This is a genomic window from Frigoribacterium sp. 9N (assembly GCF_902506305.1).
In the GTDB taxonomy this organism is placed as follows: Bacteria; Actinomycetota; Actinomycetes; order Actinomycetales; family Microbacteriaceae; genus Frigoribacterium.
In genome coordinates, this window is the sequence record NZ_LR733392.1 from 2,451,107 (window position 1) to 2,472,941 (window position 21,835).

The window sequence follows — 21,835 nt, forward strand, 5'->3', positions numbered from 1 at the left end:
CGAGCCGACCGGCGAGCCGGGCGAGCGGTCAGCGGCGCTTGACGACCGCGACGACGACGCCCGCGAGGGCCAACGCACCCGCCCCGGCGGCGGCGAGCCACGGGGTCTTGTCGCGGTCGAACGAGGCCTTGGCGCGGTGCCCGGCGATGCCCAACTGCTTGGGCACGTTCAGCTTGTCCTCGAGTTCGTTGAGGGTCGCGGCGAGCTCGGCGCGCGTGCGGTCGATGTGGGCCTGGATGTCGCTGCTGTCGCTCACGGTGCTCCTGTCGGGAACGGGAAGGGTGGGGGTGTCGAGGAGGCGCGTCAGCGCTCGTCGAGGCGGGCGCCGGGGATCGACCCCACGCCCTTGACGGCCTTGAGGTCGGCCTTGAGGCTCGCGATGGTCTTCTCGGGGACCGCCGGGAGCCCCTTCTTGATCGCCTTGTACCCGAGGAACGCGAGCAGGGCGGCGACGAGCAACAGCACGCCGGCGACGATGAGGGCCGACGCCCAGCCGGGAAGCCAGATGGCGAGCAGCAGGACGATGCCGGTCAGGAGGACGCCGAGCATCGCGAAGACGAAGACCAGGGCCCCGACCAGGAAGCCGGCACCGATGCCGAAGGCCTTGAGCGTGCCGATGACCTCGTACTTGAGCAGGGCCAACTCGCCCTTGACCAGGTCGGTGACCAGCGTCGGGACGTCCTGCACCAGGGCGAAGAGCGACCGCGGCCTGGTCTTGTGCCGCACCTTGTCGCTGCGCGTCGAGTCGGTCATTTCTTTCGGCCGCCGCCGAAGGCCTTGGAGATGCCCCGGGTGATGCCGGTGACGACGGCGTCCACGCCGTCGGCCGTCTTGGCACCGGCGAAGTCCTGGCCCTTGGCGACCTGGCGCTGCACGGCCCGGCTGTTCCAGACCTTGGACGCCCTCTCGGTGATCTGCTCGTACCGGTCGTGGCCGGCGCGGGCGCCCAGCACGAATCCGACAGCGGCTCCGGCGACGAAGATCAGTTTGCCTCGCACGGGGGACTCCATTCGTGGTCGTACGCGCGACGGCATGTGCCGCACACGTCCCTCCAATGTAGCCCGAGGCGGGTGCCCGACGCCCGCGCCGGACCGAAGCGGTCCGACCCCGGGGCCTCAGTCGCGGGACGGGGGCGCCGACAGCGCCGCCACGAGGGTGGCGGCCTGACGACGCGAGTGGGCGATGATCGCGGCCAGCCCCCGTCCCGCCACCGCGCCTCCTGCCTGGACGACCTCGACCACGGGCTCGGTGACGACCGCCGCCTCGGCCCGGCGCGGGGCGTCCCAGGTGGCCCGGCCGAAGCCGACCAGGTGGCGCGCGGCGAGGTCGACGCCGAGCAGGGTCGAGGCGTCGGCGAGCGCCGCGTCGCGCACCTCGGCGTCGGGTGTGTCGCGGTCGACGACGGGCGAGTCGAAGCTGAGCCGGAGCACGTGGCGTCCCCCGGCGAGCTCGGCCAGCCAGCTCCATTTGACGGTCGCGTGGGTGAGGGCCTTGGCCCGGAGTCCGGTCGAGCCGGGGGCGACGAGGACGCCCGTGCCCCGGGGCGCCGCGTCGAGCTCCGGCCGGTCGACGACGAGGGTCGCGAGGGTGATCGCTCCGGGCGGCACCGAGGAGGCGCGGGTCGTCAGGGCCACCGCGTCGTGGTCCCCGACGGCCAGCACGACCTGTCTCGCCCGGACGTGCTCACCGCCCGCGGTCTCGACGCCGGTCTCGTCGATCGAGCGGACGCGGGTGCCGAGGCGGACGTCGACGCCGTGCCGCTGGAGGTCGGCGACGATCGGGTCGACCAGCCGGGCGAGGCCGCCGCGGATGCCCGCCACCGCCGAGCCGGCCGGGGCGAGGGCGCGTAGTCCGAGCACGGCGGCGGCGAGGCTGCCCTCGCGCTGGAGGGCCGAGCGCAGCCCGGGGGCCACGCGATCGACGGCGAGCAGGTCGGGGTGGAGCGAGTGGACGCCCGAGACGATGGGACTGACGAGCCGGTCGACGACCTCGTCACCCATGCGCGCCCGGACGAGACCCCCCAGGGTGGTTTCTTCGGCCCCGATCTCGGCGGGCAGGTCGGCGTCCGCGAGCGCGCGGGTCACGCCGGCCTCGCCGACGACGGCTCGCACGTCGGCGGCGGACGGGTCGCCGGGGATGCCGAGCAGCCCCGTTCGCGGGATGGGGAAGGACTCGCCGTCGGCTTCGTGCAGCCAGGCCCCGCGGGGATCGGGCAGGACGATGTCGTCGCCGAGGCCGAGTTCGGTGGCGAAACCGGCGACCGTGCCGCCCCGGGTCGCGAAGCTCTCGGCCCCGGCGTCGAGTGCGATGCCGGCGACCACGTGTCGCGAGACCTCGCCGCCCAGTCGGTCGGATGCCTCGAACAGCACGACGCCCAACCCGGCGGCGGCCAGGTCACGGGCGAGCACGATGCCGCCCATGCCGCCGCCCACCACGGCGACGTCGACGACGCCGCTCGGGGTGACGACGGGCGGGGTCACAGCGTGTGCGCGAGCTCGACGATGCGGGTGAGCACGTCGGGGTCGGTGTCGGGGCTGACGCCGTGGCCGAGGTTGAGCACGTGCGCCGGGGCCGCCCGACCACGCTCGACCACGTCGCGGACGTGCGCCTCGAGCACGGCCCACGGCGCCTGGAGCATGGCGGGGTCGATGTTGCCCTGCACCGGGGTGGAGCCACCGAGGCGACGCGAGGCCTCGTCGAGCGGGATGCGCCAGTCGACCCCGACGGCGTCGGTGCCGACGTCGCGCATGGCGGCCAGCACCTCGCCGCTGCCCACTCCGAAGTGGATGCGGGGCACGTCGAGGTCGGCGACGTGCGAGAGGGCACGGGCCGAATGGCGGGCGACGTGCGCGGTGTAGTCGGCCAGCGAGAGCGACCCGACCCACGAGTCGAACAACTGGGCGGCGCTCGCCCCGGCGAGCACCTGCGCCCGCAGGAAGGCGCCGGTCACGTCCGCGGCCCAGGTGAGCAGGGCGTCCCATGTCTCGGGATCGCCGTGCATGAGGGCACGGGCGCGGATATGGTCCTTCGACGGCCCGCCCTCGACGAGGTAGGCGGCGAGGGTGAAAGGGGCGCCGGCGAACCCGATCAGTGGCGTGCTGCCCAGCTGCGCGACGGTCTGGGCGACGCCCGCGGCGATCGGGGCCAGCGCCTCCGGGTCGATCGGCCGCAGGGCCGCGACGTCGGCCGCCGTGCGGATCGGCGTCTCGAGCACCGGACCACGACCCGGGACGATGTCGACCGAGACGCCGGCCAGCTTGATCGGCACGACGATGTCGCTGAAGAAGATGCCCGCGTCGACGCCGTGACGGCGGACCGGCTGCAGCGTGATCTCGCTCGCCAGCTCGGGCGTGAGGCAGGCGTCGAGCATGGCGGTGCCGACGCGCAGCTCGCGGTACTCGGGAAGCGAGCGCCCCGCCTGGCGCATGAACCACACCGGCAGCGTCTCGGGCCGGTCGCCGCGCAGGGCACGGACCAGCGGTGAACGCGTCGTGAGGCCGGCGGCCAGCGGGTGCTGCTCGGGCAGGGCGGAGGTCTGGGTCACGTGGTCGATTGTCCCATCGCCCGCTGGACGTCGCGTCGAGGCGACCCGCGGCCGGCCCCGCCACGGCGGGACCGTCCCGGTCGGATCGCCTCGAACGCGCGAGCGGACGAGGAGGCGCGGGTCAGGAGACCGCGACGACCATCTTCCCGACGTTGTCGCCGCGCATCAGCCCGGTGAAGGCGTCGAACGCGTTGTCGACGCCCTCGACGACGGTCTCGTCGTACACGACGTCGCCGGCGGAGAGCCAGGGGCCCATCTCGGCCTGGAACGCGGGTGCGAGGTGGCGGTAGTCGCCCAACGTGAAGCCCTTCATCGTCAGACCGCGGGTGACCATGTTGGTCATGCCCGTGATGCCGACCGGGGCGCCGGTGGAGTTGTAGTTCGCGATCGAGCCGCAGAGTGCGGCACGACCGCCGGTGCGGAACGAGGCGAGGGCGGCCGACAGGTGGTCGCCGCCGACGTTGTCGAAGTAGAGGTCGATGCCGTCGGGCGCGGCCTCGGCGAGCAGCTCGGAGACGTCGCCGTCCTTGTAGTTGAACGCGGCGTCGAAGCCGTACTTCGAGGTCAGCAGCTCGACCTTCTCGGCCGAACCGGCGCTGCCGATCACGCGCGAGGCTCCCTTGAGGCGCGCGATCTGGCCGACCATGGTGCCGACGGCCCCGGCGGCACCCGACACGAAGACGACGTCGCCCTCGCGGATGCCGGCGATCTCGGTGAGGCCGACGTACGCCGTCAGGCCGGTGAGGCCGAGCACGCCCAGGTACGCCGACAGGGGCACGCCGTCGACGGGCTGCACGGCACGGAACATGGCCGCGCCTCCCTGGGCCACGTCGCGCCAGCCCTGCTCGTGCAGCACGACGGTGCCGACCGGCAGGTCGTCCGAACGCGACTCGACGATGCGGCCGACGGCCCCGCCGGTCATGGTCTCGCCGAGGGCGAAGGGCGGGACGTACGACTTCACGTCGTTCATGCGACCGCGCATGTAGGGGTCGACCGACAGGAACTCGTTCTGCACGCGGACCTCGCCGTCGCCGAGCTCGGGCAGGGTCACCTCGACGCGGGCGACGTCGTCGGGGGTGGGCTCGCCGTGCGGGCGGGCGACGAGCTGCCACTGGATGCTGGTGGTCGAGGTCATGGTGTCTCCTTGGTTCGATGCGGTGCGGGCCGGCGGTCGGAATGCGGCCCCGGGCTCCGTTGTTGCAAGCTGCAACCGTCGTGTGGCATTCCCGGCCACTCGACGTCGAGTCAACGCCCAGCCGAAAACGCCGATCAGAGTTAGGATCACTCAGTGCTCATCTGCCTCACGGCGTCCCACCAGAACGCCAGCTTCGACCTCCTCGAGAGGCTGAGCATCGGCGCACCCTCGGCGGCGGGCACCCTGGTCGACGGCAGCGACTTCGTCAGCGGCGCGGTCGTGCTCGCGACCTGCAACCGGTTCGAGGCCTACCTCGACGTCGACGAGCCCCTTACCGCCGGCAGCGCCCTGGCCGTCGAGGCCACGATCGAGACCATGAGCACCGCCAGCGGCGTCGAGCCCGACGACCTGCGCGACAGCGTCCGGGTCATCACGGGCGACGAGGTCGTCGAGCACCTGTTCGCCGTCAGCTCGGGCCTCGAGTCCGTCGTCGTCGGCGAGGACGAGATCTCGGGCCAGGTGCGCCGATCGCTCGAGCGCGCCCGCCACGACGGCACGACCTCGCGCGACCTCGAGCGCCTCTTCCAGAAGGCGTCTCAGACCTCCCGGGGCATCAAGAACCAGACCAACGTCGGAGGCGCGGGTCGGTCACTCGTGCGCCTCGCGCTCGAGCTGGCGTCCTCACGGGTGACCGACTGGTCCGAGGCGCGCGTCCTCATCGTGGGCACCGGCCAGTACGCGGCCACCACCGTCGCCGCTCTCCGCGACCGTGGCGCCGACCAGCTCGCCGTCTACTCGGGTTCGGGCCGCGCCGAGTGGTTCGGCCTCAAGCACGCCGCGACGCCGTACGACGACCTCGCCACCGCCGTCGCCTGGAGCGACGTGCTGATCACCTGCACCTCGACCACCGAGCCGGTCGTCACCCGCGACGTCGTCCTCCCCGGCGGCCGCCGGCTCGTGATCGACCTCGGGCTGCCCCGCAACGTCGACCCGCTCGTCGCCGGCGTCGAGGGCGTCGAGCTGCTCGACCTCGAGACCATCAGCCTGCACGCGCCGCTTCCCCAGCTCAGCGCGGCCGACGACGCCCGCGCCCTCGTCTCGTCCGCGGCCGCCGAGTTCCAGGCCGTCGCCGCCGAACAGTCGCTCACGCCGTCCGTCGTCGCGCTGCGCAAGCACGTCTTCGACCTGCTCGACGCCGAGATCGAGCGCGCACGGTCGCGCGGGGATTCGTCCGACCGCACCGAATCGGCCCTGCGACACCTCGCCGGCGTGCTGCTGCACACCCCCTCCGTCCGGGCGCGCGAGCTCGCCCGAGAGGGCCGGGGCGACGAGTTCCGCGACGCCCTCGAGGCGCTCTTCGGCGTGACCGACGGGCGCCGCGCCTCCTCGTCGTCGCCGTTGCGCGCGGTCGACGACGAGCGACAGGCCTCGGCGGGCTGATCGCCCCCGGACGCCGGCGCACCGGGCCGACGTCGTCGTGCCCGAGGATGGCCTGATGGACACCATCGTCGTCAGCGCGCTCGCCCTCGTCCGTGACCGTCGGATGCTGATGGTGACCGCCCGCGGCCGTGACGTGCTGTACCTGCCCGGCGGCAAGCTCGAGGCCGGCGAGACCGCGGCCGAGGCGCTGGTCCGGGAGTCGCGCGAAGAGGTCGGCGTCGAACTCGACCCGACGACCGTGGCCGAGCTCTTCACCGTCGTGACGCAGGCGCACGGCGAGCCCGAGGGTCGGCAGGTCGCCATGACGGTCTTCGCGGCCGAGCTCTCGGCTACGAGCCCCGAGCCGGCGCCCGCCGCCGAGGTCGGCGCGGTCCACTGGGTCACCTCGGCCGACGCGGGCCGGTGCCCGCCGGCCGGTGTCGCGACGCTCGAGCGCCTCCGGGGGCTCGACCTGGTCGACTGAGTCGGCGCGGGGGCACGGCCGGGCCGCGGCTCGGCGCGGCTCTCGACTCAGTGCGGCAGCCGGCTCGGTGCGGCACCCGGCTCAGTGCACGTACTCGAGGGCGTCGATGCCCACGGCCCGCAGGGCCTCGAGCGCCCGGAGACGGTGGGCGAGGGTCAGGTCGTCGAACGTGACGATCACGCAGTACGCGACGCTGCGGCGCGGCCCGCGGAGCACCCCGAGCTCGGAGCGCACCCCCGGGTCGCCACCGGTCGTGTGGACGATCTGCAGGTCGTGGTCGAGCCGCCGGTGCCCGAGCGGATCGAGACCGAACGGTGCCGCGACGAGCGACGTGTCGGCGCCCAGCGACAGCCAGCCGAGCACCCGGTTCGACACGGCCCGGTCGACGACCTCGCCGCGGGCGAGGGACACCATGAGGCCGACGAGTTCGTGAGCCGTGCCCACGGCGAGCGCGGGCGCGTCGTCGGGGCCACGGGACGACCGGGTGACGTCGAGGAGGGCGGTCTTCGTGAGACCGAGCGACTCGCCTCGTGCCCGCACGGCGGCCAGGCCCACCCGAGCGATGAGCGCGTCGATCGCCGCCCCGTCGCGGAAGGCCCCGACGAGCGTCGCCGCGTCGGTCACCGGGAGGCTCGTCCGGCGGAGGTAGGGCCAGAGGCCACCGGGCCCCTGGTCGCCGGGGTCGCCCAGCCGGTCGAGTTCGTCGAGGGGGCGGAGCGTGCCGTCCTCGATGCGGGCCGACACCTCGACCAAGAGCAGGACGGCACCGAGCTGCCCCACCGGCAGCGCCACGTGCTCGTCGACGCTCAGCAGGTCGGCCCCCGCGTCGAGGTCCCTGACCGAGGCCGAGACCTGCCCACCCGCGAGCGCCAGGTCGCCCAGGGCGGCGAAGGACGCGGAGAACGACTCGAGCGCGCGCCCGCCACCGTGGCGCGGCTCGTGGTCGGCGCCGTCGCCGTTCTCCCGTCGGGCCCGACGGCCGGGCACCTGACCTACCAAATGGTGACGCGCTCCTCGGCCGGCAGCCACAGCGCGTCGCTCTCGGTGACGCCGAACGTCTCGTAGAACTCGTCGATGTTGCGCACGATCTGGTTGCACCGGAACTCGTTCGGCGAGTGCGGGTCGATCGAGACGAGACGGATCGCCTCTTCGTCGCGCAGCTTGATCTGCCAGGCCTGGGCCCAGCTCAGGAAGAACCGCTCGGCGCCGGTCAGGCCGTCGATCACGGGCGGCTCGCTGCCGTCGAGCGAGATGAGGTAGGCCTTCCAGGCGATCGAGAGCCCGCCGAGGTCGCCGATGTTCTCGCCGATGGTGAGGGCGCCGTTGACGTGGTGGTCGGGCACCTGCTTCGGGGCGAGGGCGTCGTACTGCGCGATGAGCGACGAGGTCAGCTTCTCGAACGCCTCGCGGTCGGCGGGGGTCCACCAGTCGGTCAGCTTGCCGTCGCCGTCGTACTTCGAGCCCTGGTCGTCGAAGCCGTGGCCGATCTCGTGGCCGATGACGGCGCCGATGGCTCCGTAGTTGGCGGCGGCGTCGCGCGTCTCGTCGAAGAATGGGAACTGCAGGATCGCCGCGGGGAACACGATCTCGTTCATGCCCGGGTTGTAGTACGCATTGATGGTCTGCGGCGTCATGAACCACTCGTCGCGGTCGAGCGGCTGGCCGATCTTGCCCAGCTCGCGGTCGAAGCCGAAGGCGGCGGTGGCCCGCACGTTGCCGACCAGGTCGGCGGGGTCGATCGACAGGGCCGAGTAGTCGCGCCATTTCTCGGGGAAACCGATCTTGGGCGTGAACTTCTCGAGCTTGTCGAGGGCCCGGGCTCGGGTCTCGTCGGTCATCCACTCGAGGCCCGTGATGCTCTGTCGGTAGGCCTCGACCAGGTGGCCGACGAGGACGTCCATCGCGGTCTTTGCCTCGGGCGCGAAGTGCCGCTCGACGTAGATGCGCCCGACGGCCTCGCCGAGGGCGCCCTCGACCAGCGAGACGCCGCGCTTCCAGCGGGCGCGCTGCACGGGGGTGCCGGTGAGGGTGCGACCGTAGAAGCCGAAGTTCGCCTCGACGAAGGGCGTCGACAGGTAGGCGGCCATGGAGCGGACGATCTGCCAGCGCAGCCAGTCGCTCCAGGCGTCGAGGCGGTCGTCGGTCAGCAGCGAGGCCAGTCCGGTCACGAACGACGGCTCGCGCACGACGAGCTCGTCGAAGACGCCGGCCGGGCCGCCCACGGCGTCCCGCCAGGCCGTGAGGTCGACGCCCTCGGCGAGCGCGTCGAACTCGGCCCAGGCCAGCAGGTTGTAGGTCTTGTCGCTGTCGCGGGTGGCGACGTTGCTCCAGTGGTGCGTGGCGAGGGCGGTCTCGAGCTCGACCACGCGGTCGGCGCGGGCCGAGGCGTCGTCGAGGCCGGCGAGCCCGAGCATCTGCTCGACGAACGCCCGGTAGGCGGTCCGCACCGACTCGAACTTCTCGTCGCGGTAGTAGGACTCGTCGGGCAGGCCGAGGCCGCCCTGCTCGACGAAGACGACGTACCGCTCGGGGTCGCCCGGGTCGTTGTCGACGAAGAGCTGGACGAAGCTCGGCATGCCCTGCTTCTCGAGCGAGCCCAGGAGGCGCGTGAACGAGGTCACGTCGGTGACCGTCTCGACCTCGGCCAGGAGCGGTTCGAGGGGTGCGGCGCCGAGCGCCTCGATGCGCTCCTCGTCGGTGAAGCTGGTGAAGAGGTCGCCGACCTTGCGGGCCTCGGTGCCGGGTTCGGCGGACTGGGACTCGACCACGATCTCGCGGACGGCCTTCTCGGCCTCCTCGGCGAGCAGGTAGAAGGAGCCGTAGCGCGCCTTGTCGTCGGGGATCTCGGTGCGGTCGATCCACGCGCCGTTGACGTGCCGGAAGAGGTCGTCCTGCGGGCGGACCGCCGGGTCGAGTTCGTCGGTCTGGATTCCGCTGCTCAGTGCGTCGCTGGTCATGCCCGTCAGCCTAGGTGAGGCCCCCGACGACGGGCCGGGCCGGACCCGCTGCGGCCCGGGCTGACGAGGCCGTCCCAGGAAACACGGAGGAAACGGCACCCCCAGTACAGTTCTCGACATGGCACTCCCCTGGGCACTGCACGGCGACGGCAAGACGGTCGACCCGATCGAGATCGTGGCCCCGGAGGAGCGGCTCAGCTGGCCGCGCACCATCGGCCTCGGCGGCCAGCACGTCGTCGCGATGTTCGGCGCGACCTTCCTCGTGCCGATCATCACCGGGTTCCCGCCGAGTACGACGCTGTTCTTCTCCGGCATCGGCACCCTGCTCTTCCTCGTCATCACGAAGAACCGCCTGCCCAGCTACCTGGGCTCGTCGTTCGCCTTCCTCGCCCCGATCGCGGCCGCCACCGACGTGGGCGGCATCCCCCTCGCGCTCAGCGGCATCATCGTCGTCGGCGCCCTGCTCGCGGTGATCGGCCTGGTCGTGAACCTCGCGGGCACCCGCTGGATCGACGCCCTGCTGCCCCCGGTGGTCAGCGGCTCGATCGTCGCCCTCATCGGCTTCAACCTGGCCCCGGCCGCCCGCGACAACTTCGCGCTCTCGCCGGGCATCGCCCTGATCACGCTCGCCGCGGTCGTGCTGAGCGCCGTGCTCTTCAAGGGCCTGCTCGGCCGCCTGTCGATCTTCGTCGGCGTCGTCGTCGGCTACGTCGCCGCCGTGATCGCGGGCGCCGTCGACTACAGCGCCGTCGCGGCCGCGCCGTGGGTGGGCCTGCCGACCTTCACGGCCCCCGCCTTCGACCTCGGGCAGCTGCCGATCTACCTCGGCTTCCTGCCCGTCGTGCTCGCCCTGATCGCCGAGAACGTCGGCCACGTCAAGGGCGTCGGCCAGCTCACGAAGCGCAACCTCGACCCGCTGACCGGCCGGGCACTCTTCGCCGACGGCCTCAGCACGGTGCTCGCCGGCCTCGGCGGCGGCTCGGCGACGACCACCTACGGCGAGAACATCGGCGTGATGAGCGCCACCCGCATCTTCTCGACGGCCGCGTACTGGGTCGCCGGCGTCGTGGCGATCCTGCTCGGGCTGTCGCCCAAGATCGGCGCCGTCATCTTCACCATCCCGCCGGGGGTGCTCGGCGGCGTCACGACGGCGCTCTACGGACTCATCGGCGTGATCGGCATCCGCATCTGGGTCGAGAACAGGGTCGACTTCAGCCGCCCGAAGAACCAGCTGACCGCCGGCGTCGCGCTCATCATGGGCATCGCCGACTTCACCCTGGCCCTCGGGGGCGCGAGCTTCGGCGGCATCATCCTCGGCACGGTCGCGGCCATCGTCGTGTACCACCTCATGTCGGCCGTGGGTCGGGCCCGGGGCACCGACTGACGGTGGGACGCCGCCGTGGCGAGCCGTCCCCGGTGACGACCTCGCGCCTCCGTTCGCCCTGGGACCGACGCATCGTCGCCCTCGCGGCGCCGGCGCTCGGCGCGCTGGTCGCCGAACCGCTCTTCCTCCTTACCGACACCGCGATGGTCGGGCACCTGGGCACGGTGCCCCTCGCCGGGCTCGGCATCGCGAGCGTCGTGCTGCAGACCGCCCTCGGCCTGCTGATCTTCCTGGCCTACGCCACGACACCGACCGTGGCCCGACGGCTCGGCGCGGGTGACCGGCCCGGAGCGATCCGCGCCGGCGTCGACGGGCTCTGGTTCGCGCTGCTGGTCGGGGTGGTGCTCGCCGGGGTCGGGGCACTCGTCGCCCGCCCCCTCGTCGGCCTGTTCGGCACCGACCCGGCCGTCGTCGACGCCGCGGCGACCTACCTGACCGTGTCGATGCTCGGCCTGCCCGGCATGCTGCTCGTGATCGCGGCGACCGGACTGCTGGGCGGCCTGCAGGACACCAGGACGCCACTGGTCGTCGCCACGGTCGGCTTCGCGGCGAACGCGGGCCTGAACGCGCTCTTCCTCTACGGCTTCGGCTGGGGGATCGCCGGCTCGGCCGCGGGGACCGTCGTCGCGCAGTGGGGCATGGCCGCCGTGTACGTGGTGATCGCCGTCCGTGCCGCGCGGGCCGTCGGGGCTCCGCTGCGTCCGGGTCTGGCCGGCGTCGGTCGCACGGCACGCTCCGGCGCGTGGCTGCTCGTGCGCAACGCGTCCCTGCGGATCGCGATGATCGCGACCGTCTGGGCCGCCGCCTCCTCGGGGGTGACCGGGCTCGCGACGATCCAGGTCGCGCTCACCCTGTTCAGCACGCTGGCGTTCGCCCTCGACGCGCTGGCCATCGCCGGCCAGGCCCTCGTCGGCCACGCGCTCGGTCAGGGCGATCGCGAGGCGGTGCGCGCCGTCACCCGCCGGCTGATGCTGTTCGGGGTCGGCGGCGGTCTGCTGCTCGGCGTGCTGCTGGCCGCGGTCTCGCCGCTGCTCGCACCCGTCTTCAGCGGCGACGACGCGGTGCGCGACCTGCTGCCCCGGGTCGTGCTGGCGATGGCCGTGGGCATCCCGCTGGCCGGCTTCGTCTTCGTGCTCGACGGCGTGCTCCTCGGCGCCGGCGACGCCCGCTACCTCGCCCTCGCCGGCGTGGTCAACACGGTCGTCTACCTCGCGATCCTGATCCCGCTGGAGGCGCGGGTCGGGCCGGACGCGCGGGGCACGGTCGCCCTGTGGCTGGCCTTCGGCCTGGGCTACATCGGCATCCGCGCCGTGACGCTGGGCCTCCGGGCGCGGTCGGACCGCTGGATGGTCGTCGGCGCCGGCTGAACCCGGGGTCGTGGGTCGGCGTCGGCGAGGAGGCGTCGGGGTCGGGCGTCAGCGCGCGGGCGGACCCGTGGTCGAGCCGGGGCGGAAGACGCTCGTGAACGTCGTGCCCTCGACGGGGTCGCCGGCGAGGAGTGCGAGCACCGCACGACCGGCCGCGCGGCCCTTCTCGACGGCGGGCTGGACGACCGTCGTGAGGTCGGCGGCGCGCGGGTCGTCGAGGCGCACGCCGTCGTAGCCGACGACGCTCAGGTCGCCCGGCACCGACAGCCCCAGGTCGTCCGCCGCCGCGATGACGCCCGACGCGAGCAGGTCGCTCTGGGCGATGATCGCCGTCGGCCGCTCGGCCTCGGGCACGTCGAGCAGGCGCAGGCCGGCGCGGTGCCCCTCGCTCGTCCAGCTGCCGCGGGTGGCCAGGCCGCCCACGCCCGGGAAGACCTCGCGGGTGCCGCGCAGCCGCTCGAGGGTCGGCCAGGAGGTGCCCCGGGCCACGCGCGCGTCGGTGAGCTCGTCGTCCCCGTCGCCGCTCGACCGGCCGGGGCCGAGCTCGAGCGCGACGACGGCGACCCGTCGGTGGCCGAGGTCGTGCAGGTGCTGCGCCAACAGGCGGGACGAGCCCACGTTGTCCTCGGCGATGTCGAGCACGCCCTCGGTCGGCGGGGCCTCGATCGAGACCACCGGGATGCCGCGCCGACGCATGATCGACACGGACTGGTCGAGGCGGGTGCTGCAGCCGAACAGCACGACGGCGTCCACCGGGGCGTCCAGCAGGCGGGAGCGCTCGCCCGCGGTCTCGGTCAGCAGCAGCAGCGAGTTGTCGGCCGGCCCCGTGACGTCGGCGATGCCGTCGAGCATGGCCACGTTGATCGGGTCGCGGAAGGCCGTGCTGAGGGTGGACTCGAGGACGGCGCCGACGATGCCGGAACGCCCACGCCGCAGCGACCTCGCGCGGGGGTCGGGCCCTGCGTAGCCGAGTTCGTCGGCGGCGGCGAGCACCCGCGCGCGGGTCTCGTCCGAGACGGGGCCGGTCCCGCTGAAGGCCAAGGAGGCGGTGCTCGCGCTCACCCCGGCGACCCGCGCCACCGACGCGAGGGTCGGCCTCGCGGCGACGTCGCCCTCTGCCCGGCTCATGCTGCCGCAGCCTAGCCGACGGGGCCGGACGGCCTCCGGGTGAGCGGTGACGGTCGGTGCGGTGTCAGTCGACGGGTCGCACGGGCGGTTCGTCGACGCCCAGGGCCGTGACGTAGTCGGACGCGAGACCGGGCAGCTGTGTCCAGTCGCCGTAGTGCGCGGCGGCCTCCATCAGGTCGACGATCGCGCCGCGGACGGTCTCGCCGAGGGCGGGCCGCATGTCGTGCACCGCGACGGCCCTCGCGCTGCAGAGGATCTCGAGCGGCAGCAGCAGGTCGTCGCGCACGTGCTGACGGGCCGCCGGCGAGAGCACCTGCACGATCGCCCGGACGAGGTCGAGGAAGTGGGCGACGTCCGCGGGCAGGGCCAGCCCGTGGGCCGTGCAGGCCGGTCGGCGCACGGCGGGCTCGGGGACGTCCTCGAGCGACGTCGCCGTCGTCGACGCCACGGAGACCATGCGGACCAGGTCGCGCAGCAGCACCTCGTTGAACCGCCGGTGCCAGACGACGACGTGGGCACCGCTGAACGGGGCGCGCACCACGACCTTCATGCGCCTCAGCTCGAAGAGGGCGAGGTGCACCTCGCCGGGGGTGACCCGGTGCTCGCGCACGATGGTGTCGACGTCGAGGGAGTCGCCGGGCGCGTAGCGCGCCGTCGCCAGGTCGACGAGCAGCAGCTCGGCCGTGTCGTGGGTCGTCGTCCGCAGCGGCCGGGTCGTGGCGGGCATCGGGTGGGGCATCGTTCCTCCTGGAGGCGTCTCGGTGGCCGTCCTGCCGACCATCTGTCATGAATGTATTTCACATATGCATACTTGTCAACGAGGGGCCCGAGCCGTGTTCGCGTCGCCCCGTAGGATCGTCGGGTGCGCCTCGTCATTGCCCGTTGCTCGGTCGACTACGCCGGTCGACTGTCCGCCCACCTGCCCCTGGCCACGCGCCTCCTGATGGTCAAGAGCGACGGCAGCCTGCTCGTCCACTCCGACGGGGGCAGCTACAAGCCCCTGAACTGGATGAGCCCGCCCTGCACCATCCGCACGGTCGAACCCGACGACGACCAACGCGAGGCCGGCGTCGTCGAGCTGTGGAAGGTGACCCAGGCCAAGACGGCCGACCTCCTGGTGGTGTCGATCCACGAGGTGTTGCACGACTCGTCCCACGAGATGGGCGTCGATCCGGGGTTGACCAAGGACGGCGTCGAGGCCGACCTGCAGAAGTTGCTGGCCGAACAGATCGAACTGCTCGGCGAGGGCCACACCCTCGTCCGCCGCGAGTACATGACCGCCATCGGGCCGGTCGACATCCTGGCCCGCGACGCGAAGGGCGCCGCGGTGGCCGTCGAGCTGAAGCGGCGAGGCGACATCGACGGGGTCGAGCAGCTCACGAGGTACCTCGAGCTGATGAACCGCGACCCACACCTCGCCCCCGTGACCGGGGTGTTCGCCGCGCAAGAGATCAAACCGCAGGCCCGCACGCTGGCCCACGACCGGGGCATCCGCACCCTCCTGCTCGACTACGACGCCATGCGCGGGCTGGACGACTCGCACTCCCGCCTCTTCTGACGCCGAGCGCCGTGGGGGCGGGGCCGCGCGGGTACGGGCCCACGCGGGCGCAGGGCCACGAACCCTTGTGATACTCACATTTCAGGGTTATATTTCTGCTAGGACCCCCCTCGACCGCAGGAGCAACCCGTGACCTCACCGATCTTCGACACCCTGGCCGCCGAACGCGAGGCGACCCCCGTCTTCCGGTCCCTCGCGAGCAGGCCCGACGCCCCCCAGCGCCCGTTCGACGCGTCGCGACGGAGCCCGACCCCGCACGCGACCGCGACCGCGAACGCGAACGCGAAGACGAGCACGACGAGTGCGGGTGCGAACGCGACGGCGATCCGGGACGCCGTGTCGGCCGTCGCGTCCTGGCCGCTCCGAGCGGTCCCCTGCTGACCCCCGATCCGTAAGCTGGGGGTGATGACTCTCCCCTACACGGCCGTCCTCTACGACCTCGACGGCACCATCGCCGACTCGGCGCCCGCGATCACCGCCAGCCTCGCCCACACGATCGGCGAACTCGGCCTGCCGGTGCCCTCGCCCGCCGACCTCATGGCCTGGGTCGGACCGCCCCTGCCGCAGAGCTTCGAGGTGCGCCTCGGCCTCGACGGCGAGCGCCTCGTCGACGCCATGCGGCTCTACCGCGCGCACTACCTGGCCCACGGCGCCCTCGAGGGCGAGGTGTTCCCGGGGGTGCCCGACCTCATGGCGGCCGTGCACGCGGCCGGCATCCCCACCTCGACCGCGACCTCGAAGCCCGAGACCCCGGCCACGGCCATCCTCCGGGCCCACGGCCTCGACCGCTACCTCGACGTCATCACCGGCGCGTCCGACGACGAGGTGCGCAACACCAAGGCCGACGTCGTCGAGGAGGCCCTGAAGCGCCTGCGCGCCCGCGGGGCCGACCTCTCGCGGCCCGTCCTGCTCGGCGACCGCCACCACGACGTCGAGGGCGCGGCCGTGCACGGCGTGCCCACCATCCTCGTCGGCTGGGGCTACGGCGAGCCCGAGGAGTACGTCGGCGCGGTCGCCGTGGCGGCGGACGTCGACGAGGTGGCCGACCTGTTGGGCGTCTCCCTGCTGCGCGGCGCCGCGTGACCCGGGCCGCGGCCGCGGTGCGGTCGCCCGCCGCCTGGTTGCTCACCCTCGCGATCGTGCTGATCGCCCTCAACATGCGCGGGCCGATCGTGGCCCCGGCCCCCGTGCTCGACCAGATGAGCGCCGACCTCGGCCTCACGGCGGTCGTCGCCGGGCTGCTCACCAGCATCCCCGTGCTCTGCTTCGCCGTGGCGAGCCCGTTCGCCTCGGCCCTGATCGGCCGGATCGGCGCCGAGCGCGCCGTCACGCTGGGGCTCGCCGGCGTGCTCCTCGGCACGCTGCTGCGCACGGCCGGCGGCACGGTCTGGCTCTACGTGGGCACGATCGTGATCGGCGTCGCCATCACGATCGGCAACGTCGTGCTGCCCGTCGTCATCCGTCGTGACTTCAGCCCCGAGCGGGCCGGCTTCGTGACCGGCATCTACACCTCGGCCCTCAACGTCGGGTCGATGATCACCTCGCTCGCGACGGCCCCGATCGCCTCGGTCGTCGGCTGGCCCCTCGCCCTCGTGACCTGGGGGCTGCTCGCCGTCCTGGCCGCCGTCGTCTGGTCGATCGCCGTCGGCCCCCGCGTCGCGGTGCGGGGCGGCAGCGTGGCCGTGGTGCCGGGGTCGCAGGCCGACGTCGACGACCGGCACCGCGCCTCCTCGGCGGCCGACGTCTTCACGGGCGGCATCGACGTCGTCGAGCCCGGCGAGGCCGAGGTCGACGCGCGCGAGCGCCGACGCAGCGCGACCCCGCTGCTGCGTCGGTGGACGACCTGGGGCCTGACGCTGGCCTTCTCGGGGCAGGCGTTCGGCTACTACGGGCTCACGGCCTGGATGCCCACGCTGCTGCGCGACGAGGTCGGCCTCACCCGCGAGGCGGCCGGGGCGAGTTCGTCGGTCTTCCAGATCCTCGCGGTCGTGGGTGCGCTCGGGGTGCCGTTCCTCGCCCTGCGCGTGCGGCCGGCGGTCGTCATCGGGCTGATCGCCGTCTTCTGGTCGGCCATGCCGCTCGGCCTGCTCTTCGCTCCCGAGCACTGGCTGCTCTGGTCGATCTTCGGTGGGGCCGCGCAGGGCGGCGGCATCACGATCATCTTCATCGTCATCGTGCGCATGGCGTCGACCGACGTCGAGGCACGACGGCTGTCGGCCCTGGTGCAGGGCGGCGGTTACGCGATCGCCGCGCTCGGGCCGCTCGCGATCGGCGGACTGCACGACGTCAGCGGCAACTGGCAGATCCCGATGATCGGCGTCGCCGCGGCGGTCGTCGTGCTCGGCGTCAGCGGCGTGCTGTCGTCACGACGCGTGCCCTGAGCCGGCCGGGCCGCCGGCCGGGCCGACGACCGGGCGGCCTCCCGGGTCGAATCAGTGCTGGACGCCTCCGGCGAAGAGCACCTCGAGCGTCAACGGGTCGCGTCCGGTCAGGTCGCGCACGGACGACGTCACCTGCGCCACCTCGCTCGAGGCCATGGACGTGTAGGTGCTGACCCAGGCGTCCGCCTGAAAGGGCTCGGGTTCGAAGACGCGGCGGGACTCGTAGGCCTCGTCGACCGTCTCGTCCACGAACGTGAACGACCGTCCGCCGAGGGCGGTGAGACGTGCAGCCGCCTCGGTCAGGGTGAACGCCTCCGACCCGGTGAGGTCGTAGGTCGCCCCGGCGTGCGACTCGTGGTCGAGCAGCACGACGGCCGCCACCGCCGCGACGTCGGCCCGGGCCACCGCCGCCACGCGCCCGTCACCGGCCGGGCCGCGGATCACGCCCTGCTCGTCCGCGAACAGCGGGATGAAGTCCAGGTAGAAGTTGTCCCGCAGGAACGTGAAGGCCAGCCCCGACTCGCGGATGTGCTGCTCGGTCGCGAAGTGGTCCCGCCCGAGCGTGAAGACCGAGTCCGCCGACGCACCGGCGAACGACGTGTAGACCACGTGGCGCACGCCCGCCTCGACGGCGGCGTCGACGAACGAGCGGTGCTGGTCGACGCGGTCGGGGGCCTCGGCCGCCGACACCATGAACAGCGTCTCGACCCCGCGCAGGGCCTCGACGGAGGCCGCCCGGTCGCCGTACGTGGCGACGGCGACCTCGGCCTCGGCCCCGTCGAGTCGGGGTGCCCGGGTGGCGTCGCGCACGACGAGCCGCAGCGGGACGCCCCGCTCGGACAGGTGCGCGGCCACGATGCCGCCCACGGCACCCGTCGCACCCGTCACGGCGACGAGGGACGAGGAGGCGCGGGCGGGTTCCCCGAGGGAGGCGGAGGAGGTCTCGGTCGAGTCGGTCATGCCTCACTGAACCATGCGCGGTGGGGGCGGCTCCCAGGCGGGGCCGACCCGCGCCTCCTCGTCCGCCCGGCGCGCCCCGATCGGCGTCGTTGCAGGGATCGAGACTCGTTATCGACTGCCCGGATCGATGGCCGTCGCCGACGGGCGCCGGTAGATTCGACGCCGGCCCGGAACGCCGGCGGACCGACCCGCCGGGCCGATCCGCCGGACGGATACCCACCCCGATCCGCCACCCCCGACCCTCATCCCGACGAGAGGCGCCCATGGGCCACGACCACGGACACGGACACGTCGCCGCCGACGGACGACGGCTCCGCCTCGCGATCGCGATCATCGCCCTCGGTCTCGTCGCCCAGCTGGTCGGCGCCTGGCTCTCGGGCTCTCTGGCGCTGTTGGCCGACTCGGGGCACATGCTCTCCGACCTGGCCGGGTTGGTCATCGCCCTCGTGGCCACGATCGTCGCCGCCCGACCCGCGAGCGGCCGACAGACCTACGGCTACCGCCGGGCCGAGGTCTTCGCCGCCTTCGTCAACGGCCTCGTGCTGCTCGCCGTGTCGCTCTCGGTCGCCGTCGCCGCCGTCTCCCGTCTCGTGGCGGTCGACGGGCACGAGGTGCTCGGGCTGCCGATGCTGGTCGTCGGCCTGGTCGGCGGGGCGACGAACGTCGCGGCACTGCTCGTGCTGCGGGGCGGGGCGACGCACTCGATCAACATGCGCGGCGCCTACCTCGAGGTGCTCGGCGACCTGCTCGGCTCGGCGGCCGTCGTCGTGGCCGCCGTCGTCGTGCTGACCACGGGCTTCACGCAGGCCGATTCGGTCGGGTCGCTGATCATCGCGGCGATGATCGTGCCGAGGGCCTGGTCGCTGCTGCGCGAGGCGATCCGGGTGCTGTTCGGCTCGGCTCCGGGCGACATCGACCTCGAGTCGGTCCGCACGCACATCGGCGACACCCCGGGCGTCGTCTCGGCACACGACGTCCACGCCTGGCAGATCACCAGCGGGGCGACCGTCTTCTCGGCGCACGTCGTCGTCGAACGCGAGGTGTTCTGCGACATGAAGGTCGACGAGACCCTGGACGCCCTCGACCGGTGCCTCGCCGCCCACTTCTCGGTCGAGCACGCGACGTTCCAGCTCGAGCCGGCCGACCACGCCGGGCACGAGCGCGAGACGCACGCCTGACCGGGCCCCTCCCCCCGGAGGCGCGGGTCGAGTGGGCAGAACGGGTCCCTCACCAGCCGCGGAAGGACGAGATCTGCCCACTCGGCGCGCCTGAGGCCCGGGCGACGAGCCCGTCAGGCGAGCGAGCCGAGCCACAGCCCGAGGGAGGCGACGCCCACGCACGCGACGAGCATGCCGAGGCCGTTCGCGACCGCGGCCCCGCGTCGTCCGGCCGCCAGCAGTCGCACCGTCTCGACGCTCGCGGTGCTGAACGTCGTGTACCCGCCGAGCAGCCCGGTGCCGAGCACGGCCTTCCACTCGGGCGTGACGACCGCCTGCAGGGCCAGGCCGGTCAGCAGCCCCAGCGCGAACGAGCCCGACACGTTGATGACGGTCGTGCCCCACGGGTAGGCGGAGCCGAGGCGGTCCTTGACGAGCCCGTCGACGACGAACCGGGTGGCGGCACCGACCCCGCCGGCCACCGCGACGGCGACGACGAGCAACGGGCTCACGAGGCGCGCCCCGCGAGACGTGCGCCGACCCGGATGCCGGCCGCGGCGGCGAGCACCCCGAGCACCAGGCTCAGCAGCCCGTAGAGCACGGCGACGGCGAGGTCGCCCCCGCCCGCCCCGGCGAGCGCCGCGGTCTCGGTCGCGAGCGAGCTGTAGGTCGTGAACCCGCCGAGGACGCCCGTCCCCACGAGCAGTCGGAGCCGGCGACGCCCGCCCTCGTCGGGCCCGGAGCGCAGCAGCCGCTCGAGCAGGACGCCGAGCACGAACGCCCCGACCACGTTGATCGCGAAGATCGCCGTGTCGAACGCCCCCCACGACGGCACCACGAGCGTGATCCCGACCCGTGCGGCCGTCCCGAGGGCACCGCCCAGCGCGACGAGGGCGATCAGGGACGGACGGAGGTGCGGGGCACGAGGGCGCGCGGCACCCGTCACCGGCGGCCTCGCGTCACAGTTCGTCCTCCCACGGCAGCGTCTGGCTGCGGGGGACGGGGGCGAGCGGCACGACGACGACCGGCCGGTGCTGACGGTGGCTGAGGTGCAGGGCGACCGAGCCGGCGAAGAACTCTCGGACGCTGCCCCGCAGGCCGGCCTCGCGGCTGCCGACGACGATCAGCGGGGCGTCGAGCTGCTCGGCCAGGTGCGACAGGCACCGGGCGGGGTCGCCGGCGACGATCGAGGTGCGCAGCTCGACGCCGCGAGCCGAGGCGACCGGCCGCAGCCGCGCCTCCAGGTCGGCGTCGAAGGACAGCGTCTCGGTGTAGTCGTCGGGGTCGAGGGGGTACGACAGGACGGTGCCGTCGATGCCCTCGGCGAAGGCGAGCCGGTCGGGCTCGACCGAGACGCAGAGCAGACCGGTGCCGTACCGTGCCGCCAGGTCGGCCGCGGTCGCCACGACGGCCTCGCCCGAGTTGGGCACGACGCCCGCGACGACGAAGCCGCGCGCGGGGTTCTGCTCGTCGGACATGGTCACCACCCTCTCACCGTGTCGCCGTCCCACGCGGCGCCACGGCCACAGTGAACCACCGACACGCCCCTCCGCGGAAGAGCAGACTGTCGGCATGTGCGGTCGCTACGTCGTTGCCCGGGCCACGTCCGATCTGCTGCCGAGCCTGCTCGACGGCCTGGGGCCCCTGCCCGACGACTTCAACGTCGCGCCGACGACCGTCGTGCCGGTCGTCCGGGAGCGGCACGGCGAGAGGCAGCTGCCCGGTGCCCGGTGGGGGTTCGTGCCGTCGTGGTACCCCGACCTGAAGAAGCGTCCGCAGCCGATCAACGCCCGCATCGAGACCGTGGCGACCAGCGGCATGTTCCGCCGGGCGTTCGCGAGCAGCCGGTGCATCGTCCCCGCACAGGGGTACTACGAGTGGGTCGTGACCGAGACCGGCAAGCAGCCGCACTACGTGCACCAGCCCGACGCGGGGCTCGCCATGGCCGGCCTCGTCACCGCGTGGCCCGATCCCGCGAAGGACGAGGACGACCCCGACCGTTGGGTGCTCTCGACGACGATCATCACGCGCGACGCCCACGTGGCACCGGGCGAGGTGCACGACCGGATGCCGGCCTGCCTCACCCCCGACTCGTACGACGACTGGCTGGGCGACGGCCTCGACGCCGACGAGCTGCTCTCGCTGCTCGACCGGGACTCGTTCGAGGTCGCCCACGACCTCGTGCAGCACGAGGTGAGCCGCGACGCGAACAACGTCCGCAACAACGGCCCTCACCTCGTCGAGCCCCTGCGCTGACGCCCCTCGGACGAGGAGGCACGGCTCGCGTCCCGGCCGGAGGCGCGACTCGCGTCCCGGCCGGAGGCGCGACTCGCGTCCCGGCCGGAGGCGCGGACCGGCGCC

General features: G+C 73.3%; 24 protein-coding genes. 10 read left to right on the forward strand and 14 right to left on the reverse strand.

Going from position 1 to position 21,835, the window contains the following annotated elements; all coding sequences use genetic code 11:
- Positions 1-28: 28 nt before the first annotated feature.
- From ARTHRO9V_RS14640 to ARTHRO9V_RS14665, 6 genes are all read right to left on the reverse strand, one after another.
- The gene (locus ARTHRO9V_RS14640; protein ID WP_158612897.1) at positions 29-256 is read right to left on the reverse strand and encodes a DUF3618 domain-containing protein; all 228 of its coding nucleotides are present in this window, start codon (positions 254-256) and stop codon (positions 29-31) included.
- Between the two features lie 47 nt (positions 257-303).
- On the reverse strand, positions 304-753 hold the full coding sequence (locus tag ARTHRO9V_RS14645; protein ID WP_054147459.1) for a phage holin family protein: 450 nt from the start codon (positions 751-753) through the stop codon (positions 304-306).
- On the reverse strand, positions 750-998 hold the full coding sequence (locus ARTHRO9V_RS14650; protein ID WP_043595360.1) for a hypothetical protein: 249 nt from the start codon (positions 996-998) through the stop codon (positions 750-752). Before ARTHRO9V_RS14650 ends, ARTHRO9V_RS14645 begins: the two co-directional genes overlap by 4 nt.
- Positions 999-1,115: 117 nt before the next feature.
- Positions 1,116-2,480 carry an NAD(P)/FAD-dependent oxidoreductase gene (locus tag ARTHRO9V_RS14655; RefSeq protein ID WP_236557062.1) on the reverse strand — a complete coding sequence of 455 codons (1,365 nt, stop codon included), beginning with the start codon at positions 2,478-2,480 and terminating at the stop codon, positions 1,116-1,118.
- Positions 2,477-3,544: a uroporphyrinogen decarboxylase gene (gene hemE / locus ARTHRO9V_RS14660; protein ID WP_236557063.1), complete on the reverse strand. Its 1,068-nt coding sequence runs from the start codon at positions 3,542-3,544 to the stop codon at positions 2,477-2,479. Before hemE ends, ARTHRO9V_RS14655 begins: the two co-directional genes overlap by 4 nt.
- A 121-nt stretch (positions 3,545-3,665) precedes the next feature.
- The gene (locus tag ARTHRO9V_RS14665) at positions 3,666-4,679 is read right to left on the reverse strand and encodes an NADP-dependent oxidoreductase (RefSeq protein ID WP_159828296.1); all 1,014 of its coding nucleotides are present in this window, start codon (positions 4,677-4,679) and stop codon (positions 3,666-3,668) included.
- 153 nt (positions 4,680-4,832) lie between these two features.
- Between ARTHRO9V_RS14665 and ARTHRO9V_RS14670 the strand changes: the two genes are divergently transcribed.
- Together ARTHRO9V_RS14670 and ARTHRO9V_RS14675 are read left to right on the forward strand one after the other, a co-directional pair.
- Positions 4,833-6,119 (forward strand): glutamyl-tRNA reductase, encoded by a 1,287-nt coding sequence (locus ARTHRO9V_RS14670; protein ID WP_159828299.1) that lies wholly within the window; start codon positions 4,833-4,835, stop codon positions 6,117-6,119.
- Between the two features lie 55 nt (positions 6,120-6,174).
- Positions 6,175-6,582 (forward strand): NUDIX domain-containing protein, encoded by a 408-nt coding sequence (locus tag ARTHRO9V_RS14675; protein WP_056044139.1) that lies wholly within the window; start codon positions 6,175-6,177, stop codon positions 6,580-6,582.
- Between the two features lie 81 nt (positions 6,583-6,663).
- On the opposite strand, the gene ARTHRO9V_RS14680 is transcribed toward ARTHRO9V_RS14675, so the two are convergent.
- Both ARTHRO9V_RS14680 and ARTHRO9V_RS14685 read right to left on the reverse strand, forming a co-directional pair.
- The gene (locus ARTHRO9V_RS14680; protein WP_159828302.1) at positions 6,664-7,569 is read right to left on the reverse strand and encodes a serine hydrolase; all 906 of its coding nucleotides are present in this window, start codon (positions 7,567-7,569) and stop codon (positions 6,664-6,666) included.
- A gap of 5 nt (positions 7,570-7,574) precedes the next feature.
- Complete coding sequence (locus ARTHRO9V_RS14685) at positions 7,575-9,539, reverse strand: M13 family metallopeptidase (RefSeq protein WP_159828305.1); 1,965 nt, start codon at positions 9,537-9,539, stop codon at positions 7,575-7,577.
- A gap of 118 nt (positions 9,540-9,657) precedes the next feature.
- Here ARTHRO9V_RS14685 and ARTHRO9V_RS14690 point away from each other — a divergent pair, with 118 nt between their 5' ends.
- Positions 9,658-10,923 carry a uracil-xanthine permease family protein gene (locus tag ARTHRO9V_RS14690; RefSeq protein ID WP_159828308.1) on the forward strand — a complete coding sequence of 422 codons (1,266 nt, stop codon included), beginning with the start codon at positions 9,658-9,660 and terminating at the stop codon, positions 10,921-10,923.
- Between the two features lie 32 nt (positions 10,924-10,955).
- The gene (locus ARTHRO9V_RS14695; protein ID WP_159828311.1) at positions 10,956-12,290 is read left to right on the forward strand and encodes an MATE family efflux transporter; all 1,335 of its coding nucleotides are present in this window, start codon (positions 10,956-10,958) and stop codon (positions 12,288-12,290) included.
- Positions 12,291-12,338: 48 nt separating this feature from the next.
- Here the strand turns inward: ARTHRO9V_RS14695 and ARTHRO9V_RS14700 are convergent, their stop codons facing one another.
- Entirely contained in the window at positions 12,339-13,418 is a 1,080-nt protein-coding gene (locus ARTHRO9V_RS14700) for a LacI family DNA-binding transcriptional regulator (RefSeq protein ID WP_123571134.1), read from the reverse strand.
- Between the two features lie 64 nt (positions 13,419-13,482).
- Complete coding sequence (locus ARTHRO9V_RS14705) at positions 13,483-14,145, reverse strand: hypothetical protein (RefSeq protein ID WP_159828314.1); 663 nt, start codon at positions 14,143-14,145, stop codon at positions 13,483-13,485.
- Between the two features lie 135 nt (positions 14,146-14,280).
- Between ARTHRO9V_RS14705 and nucS the strand changes: the two genes are divergently transcribed.
- The 4 genes from nucS to ARTHRO9V_RS14725 all read left to right on the forward strand — a co-directional run bounded on the left by nucS (position 14,281) and on the right by ARTHRO9V_RS14725 (position 17,357).
- A complete protein-coding gene (nucS, locus tag ARTHRO9V_RS14710) occupies positions 14,281-14,976 on the forward strand; it encodes an endonuclease NucS (RefSeq protein ID WP_056044151.1) in 696 nt (231 codons plus the stop codon).
- Positions 14,977-15,105: 129 nt separating this feature from the next.
- On the forward strand, positions 15,106-15,357 hold the full coding sequence (locus ARTHRO9V_RS14715) for a hypothetical protein (protein ID WP_159828317.1): 252 nt from the start codon (positions 15,106-15,108) through the stop codon (positions 15,355-15,357).
- A 24-nt stretch (positions 15,358-15,381) separates the two neighbouring features.
- The gene (locus ARTHRO9V_RS14720) at positions 15,382-16,059 is read left to right on the forward strand and encodes an HAD hydrolase-like protein (RefSeq protein WP_056044155.1); all 678 of its coding nucleotides are present in this window, start codon (positions 15,382-15,384) and stop codon (positions 16,057-16,059) included.
- Positions 16,056-17,357: a CynX/NimT family MFS transporter gene (locus ARTHRO9V_RS14725; protein ID WP_236557064.1), complete on the forward strand. Its 1,302-nt coding sequence runs from the start codon at positions 16,056-16,058 to the stop codon at positions 17,355-17,357. Before ARTHRO9V_RS14720 ends, ARTHRO9V_RS14725 begins: the two co-directional genes overlap by 4 nt.
- Positions 17,358-17,408: 51 nt before the next feature.
- Here ARTHRO9V_RS14725 and ARTHRO9V_RS14730 read toward each other — a convergent pair whose 3' ends face one another.
- On the reverse strand, positions 17,409-18,317 hold the full coding sequence (locus tag ARTHRO9V_RS14730; protein ID WP_159828320.1) for an SDR family oxidoreductase: 909 nt from the start codon (positions 18,315-18,317) through the stop codon (positions 17,409-17,411).
- 263 nt (positions 18,318-18,580) lie between these two features.
- Here ARTHRO9V_RS14730 and ARTHRO9V_RS14735 point away from each other — a divergent pair, with 263 nt between their 5' ends.
- Positions 18,581-19,495 (forward strand): cation diffusion facilitator family transporter, encoded by a 915-nt coding sequence (locus ARTHRO9V_RS14735; RefSeq protein ID WP_159828323.1) that lies wholly within the window; start codon positions 18,581-18,583, stop codon positions 19,493-19,495.
- Between the two features lie 113 nt (positions 19,496-19,608).
- On the opposite strand, the gene crcB is transcribed toward ARTHRO9V_RS14735, so the two are convergent.
- Genes crcB through ARTHRO9V_RS14750 form a run of 3 tightly spaced genes read right to left on the reverse strand, consistent with a single transcriptional unit; the run spans position 19,609 to position 20,952 of the window.
- Entirely contained in the window at positions 19,609-19,986 is a 378-nt protein-coding gene (crcB, locus tag ARTHRO9V_RS14740) for a fluoride efflux transporter CrcB (protein WP_159828326.1), read from the reverse strand.
- The gene (locus ARTHRO9V_RS14745; RefSeq protein WP_159828329.1) at positions 19,983-20,420 is read right to left on the reverse strand and encodes a CrcB family protein; all 438 of its coding nucleotides are present in this window, start codon (positions 20,418-20,420) and stop codon (positions 19,983-19,985) included. Before ARTHRO9V_RS14745 ends, crcB begins: the two co-directional genes overlap by 4 nt.
- Positions 20,421-20,433: 13 nt before the next feature.
- Entirely contained in the window at positions 20,434-20,952 is a 519-nt protein-coding gene (locus tag ARTHRO9V_RS14750; protein WP_056229464.1) for a universal stress protein, read from the reverse strand.
- Between the two features lie 94 nt (positions 20,953-21,046).
- Between ARTHRO9V_RS14750 and ARTHRO9V_RS14755 the strand changes: the two genes are divergently transcribed.
- The gene (locus tag ARTHRO9V_RS14755) at positions 21,047-21,730 is read left to right on the forward strand and encodes an SOS response-associated peptidase (RefSeq protein ID WP_159828332.1); all 684 of its coding nucleotides are present in this window, start codon (positions 21,047-21,049) and stop codon (positions 21,728-21,730) included.
- The last annotated feature ends 105 nt before the right edge of the window (positions 21,731-21,835 follow it).

Bases quoted from the DNA above. Each gene is read 5' to 3' on its own strand.
- ARTHRO9V_RS14675 (WP_056044139.1), top strand. From the start codon at position 6,175: ATGGACACCATCGTCGTCAGCGCGCTCGCCCTCGTCCGTGACCGTCGG.
- ARTHRO9V_RS14690 (WP_159828308.1), top strand. From the start codon at position 9,658: ATGGCACTCCCCTGGGCACTGCACGGCGACGGCAAGACGGTCGACCCG.
- ARTHRO9V_RS14750 (WP_056229464.1), bottom strand. From the start codon at position 20,952: ATGTCCGACGAGCAGAACCCCGCGCGCGGCTTCGTCGTCGCGGGCGTC.
- ARTHRO9V_RS14685 (WP_159828305.1), bottom strand. From the start codon at position 9,539: ATGACCAGCGACGCACTGAGCAGCGGAATCCAGACCGACGAACTCGAC.
- ARTHRO9V_RS14755 (WP_159828332.1), top strand. From the start codon at position 21,047: ATGTGCGGTCGCTACGTCGTTGCCCGGGCCACGTCCGATCTGCTGCCG.
- ARTHRO9V_RS14645 (WP_054147459.1), bottom strand. From the start codon at position 753: ATGACCGACTCGACGCGCAGCGACAAGGTGCGGCACAAGACCAGGCCG.
- ARTHRO9V_RS14700 (WP_123571134.1), bottom strand. From the start codon at position 13,418: ATGAGCCGGGCAGAGGGCGACGTCGCCGCGAGGCCGACCCTCGCGTCG.
- ARTHRO9V_RS14730 (WP_159828320.1), bottom strand. From the start codon at position 18,317: ATGACCGACTCGACCGAGACCTCCTCCGCCTCCCTCGGGGAACCCGCC.
- ARTHRO9V_RS14720 (WP_056044155.1), top strand. From the start codon at position 15,382: ATGACTCTCCCCTACACGGCCGTCCTCTACGACCTCGACGGCACCATC.
- ARTHRO9V_RS14735 (WP_159828323.1), top strand. From the start codon at position 18,581: ATGGGCCACGACCACGGACACGGACACGTCGCCGCCGACGGACGACGG.
- ARTHRO9V_RS14705 (WP_159828314.1), bottom strand. From the start codon at position 14,145: ATGCCCGCCACGACCCGGCCGCTGCGGACGACGACCCACGACACGGCC.
- ARTHRO9V_RS14665 (WP_159828296.1), bottom strand. From the start codon at position 4,679: ATGACCTCGACCACCAGCATCCAGTGGCAGCTCGTCGCCCGCCCGCAC.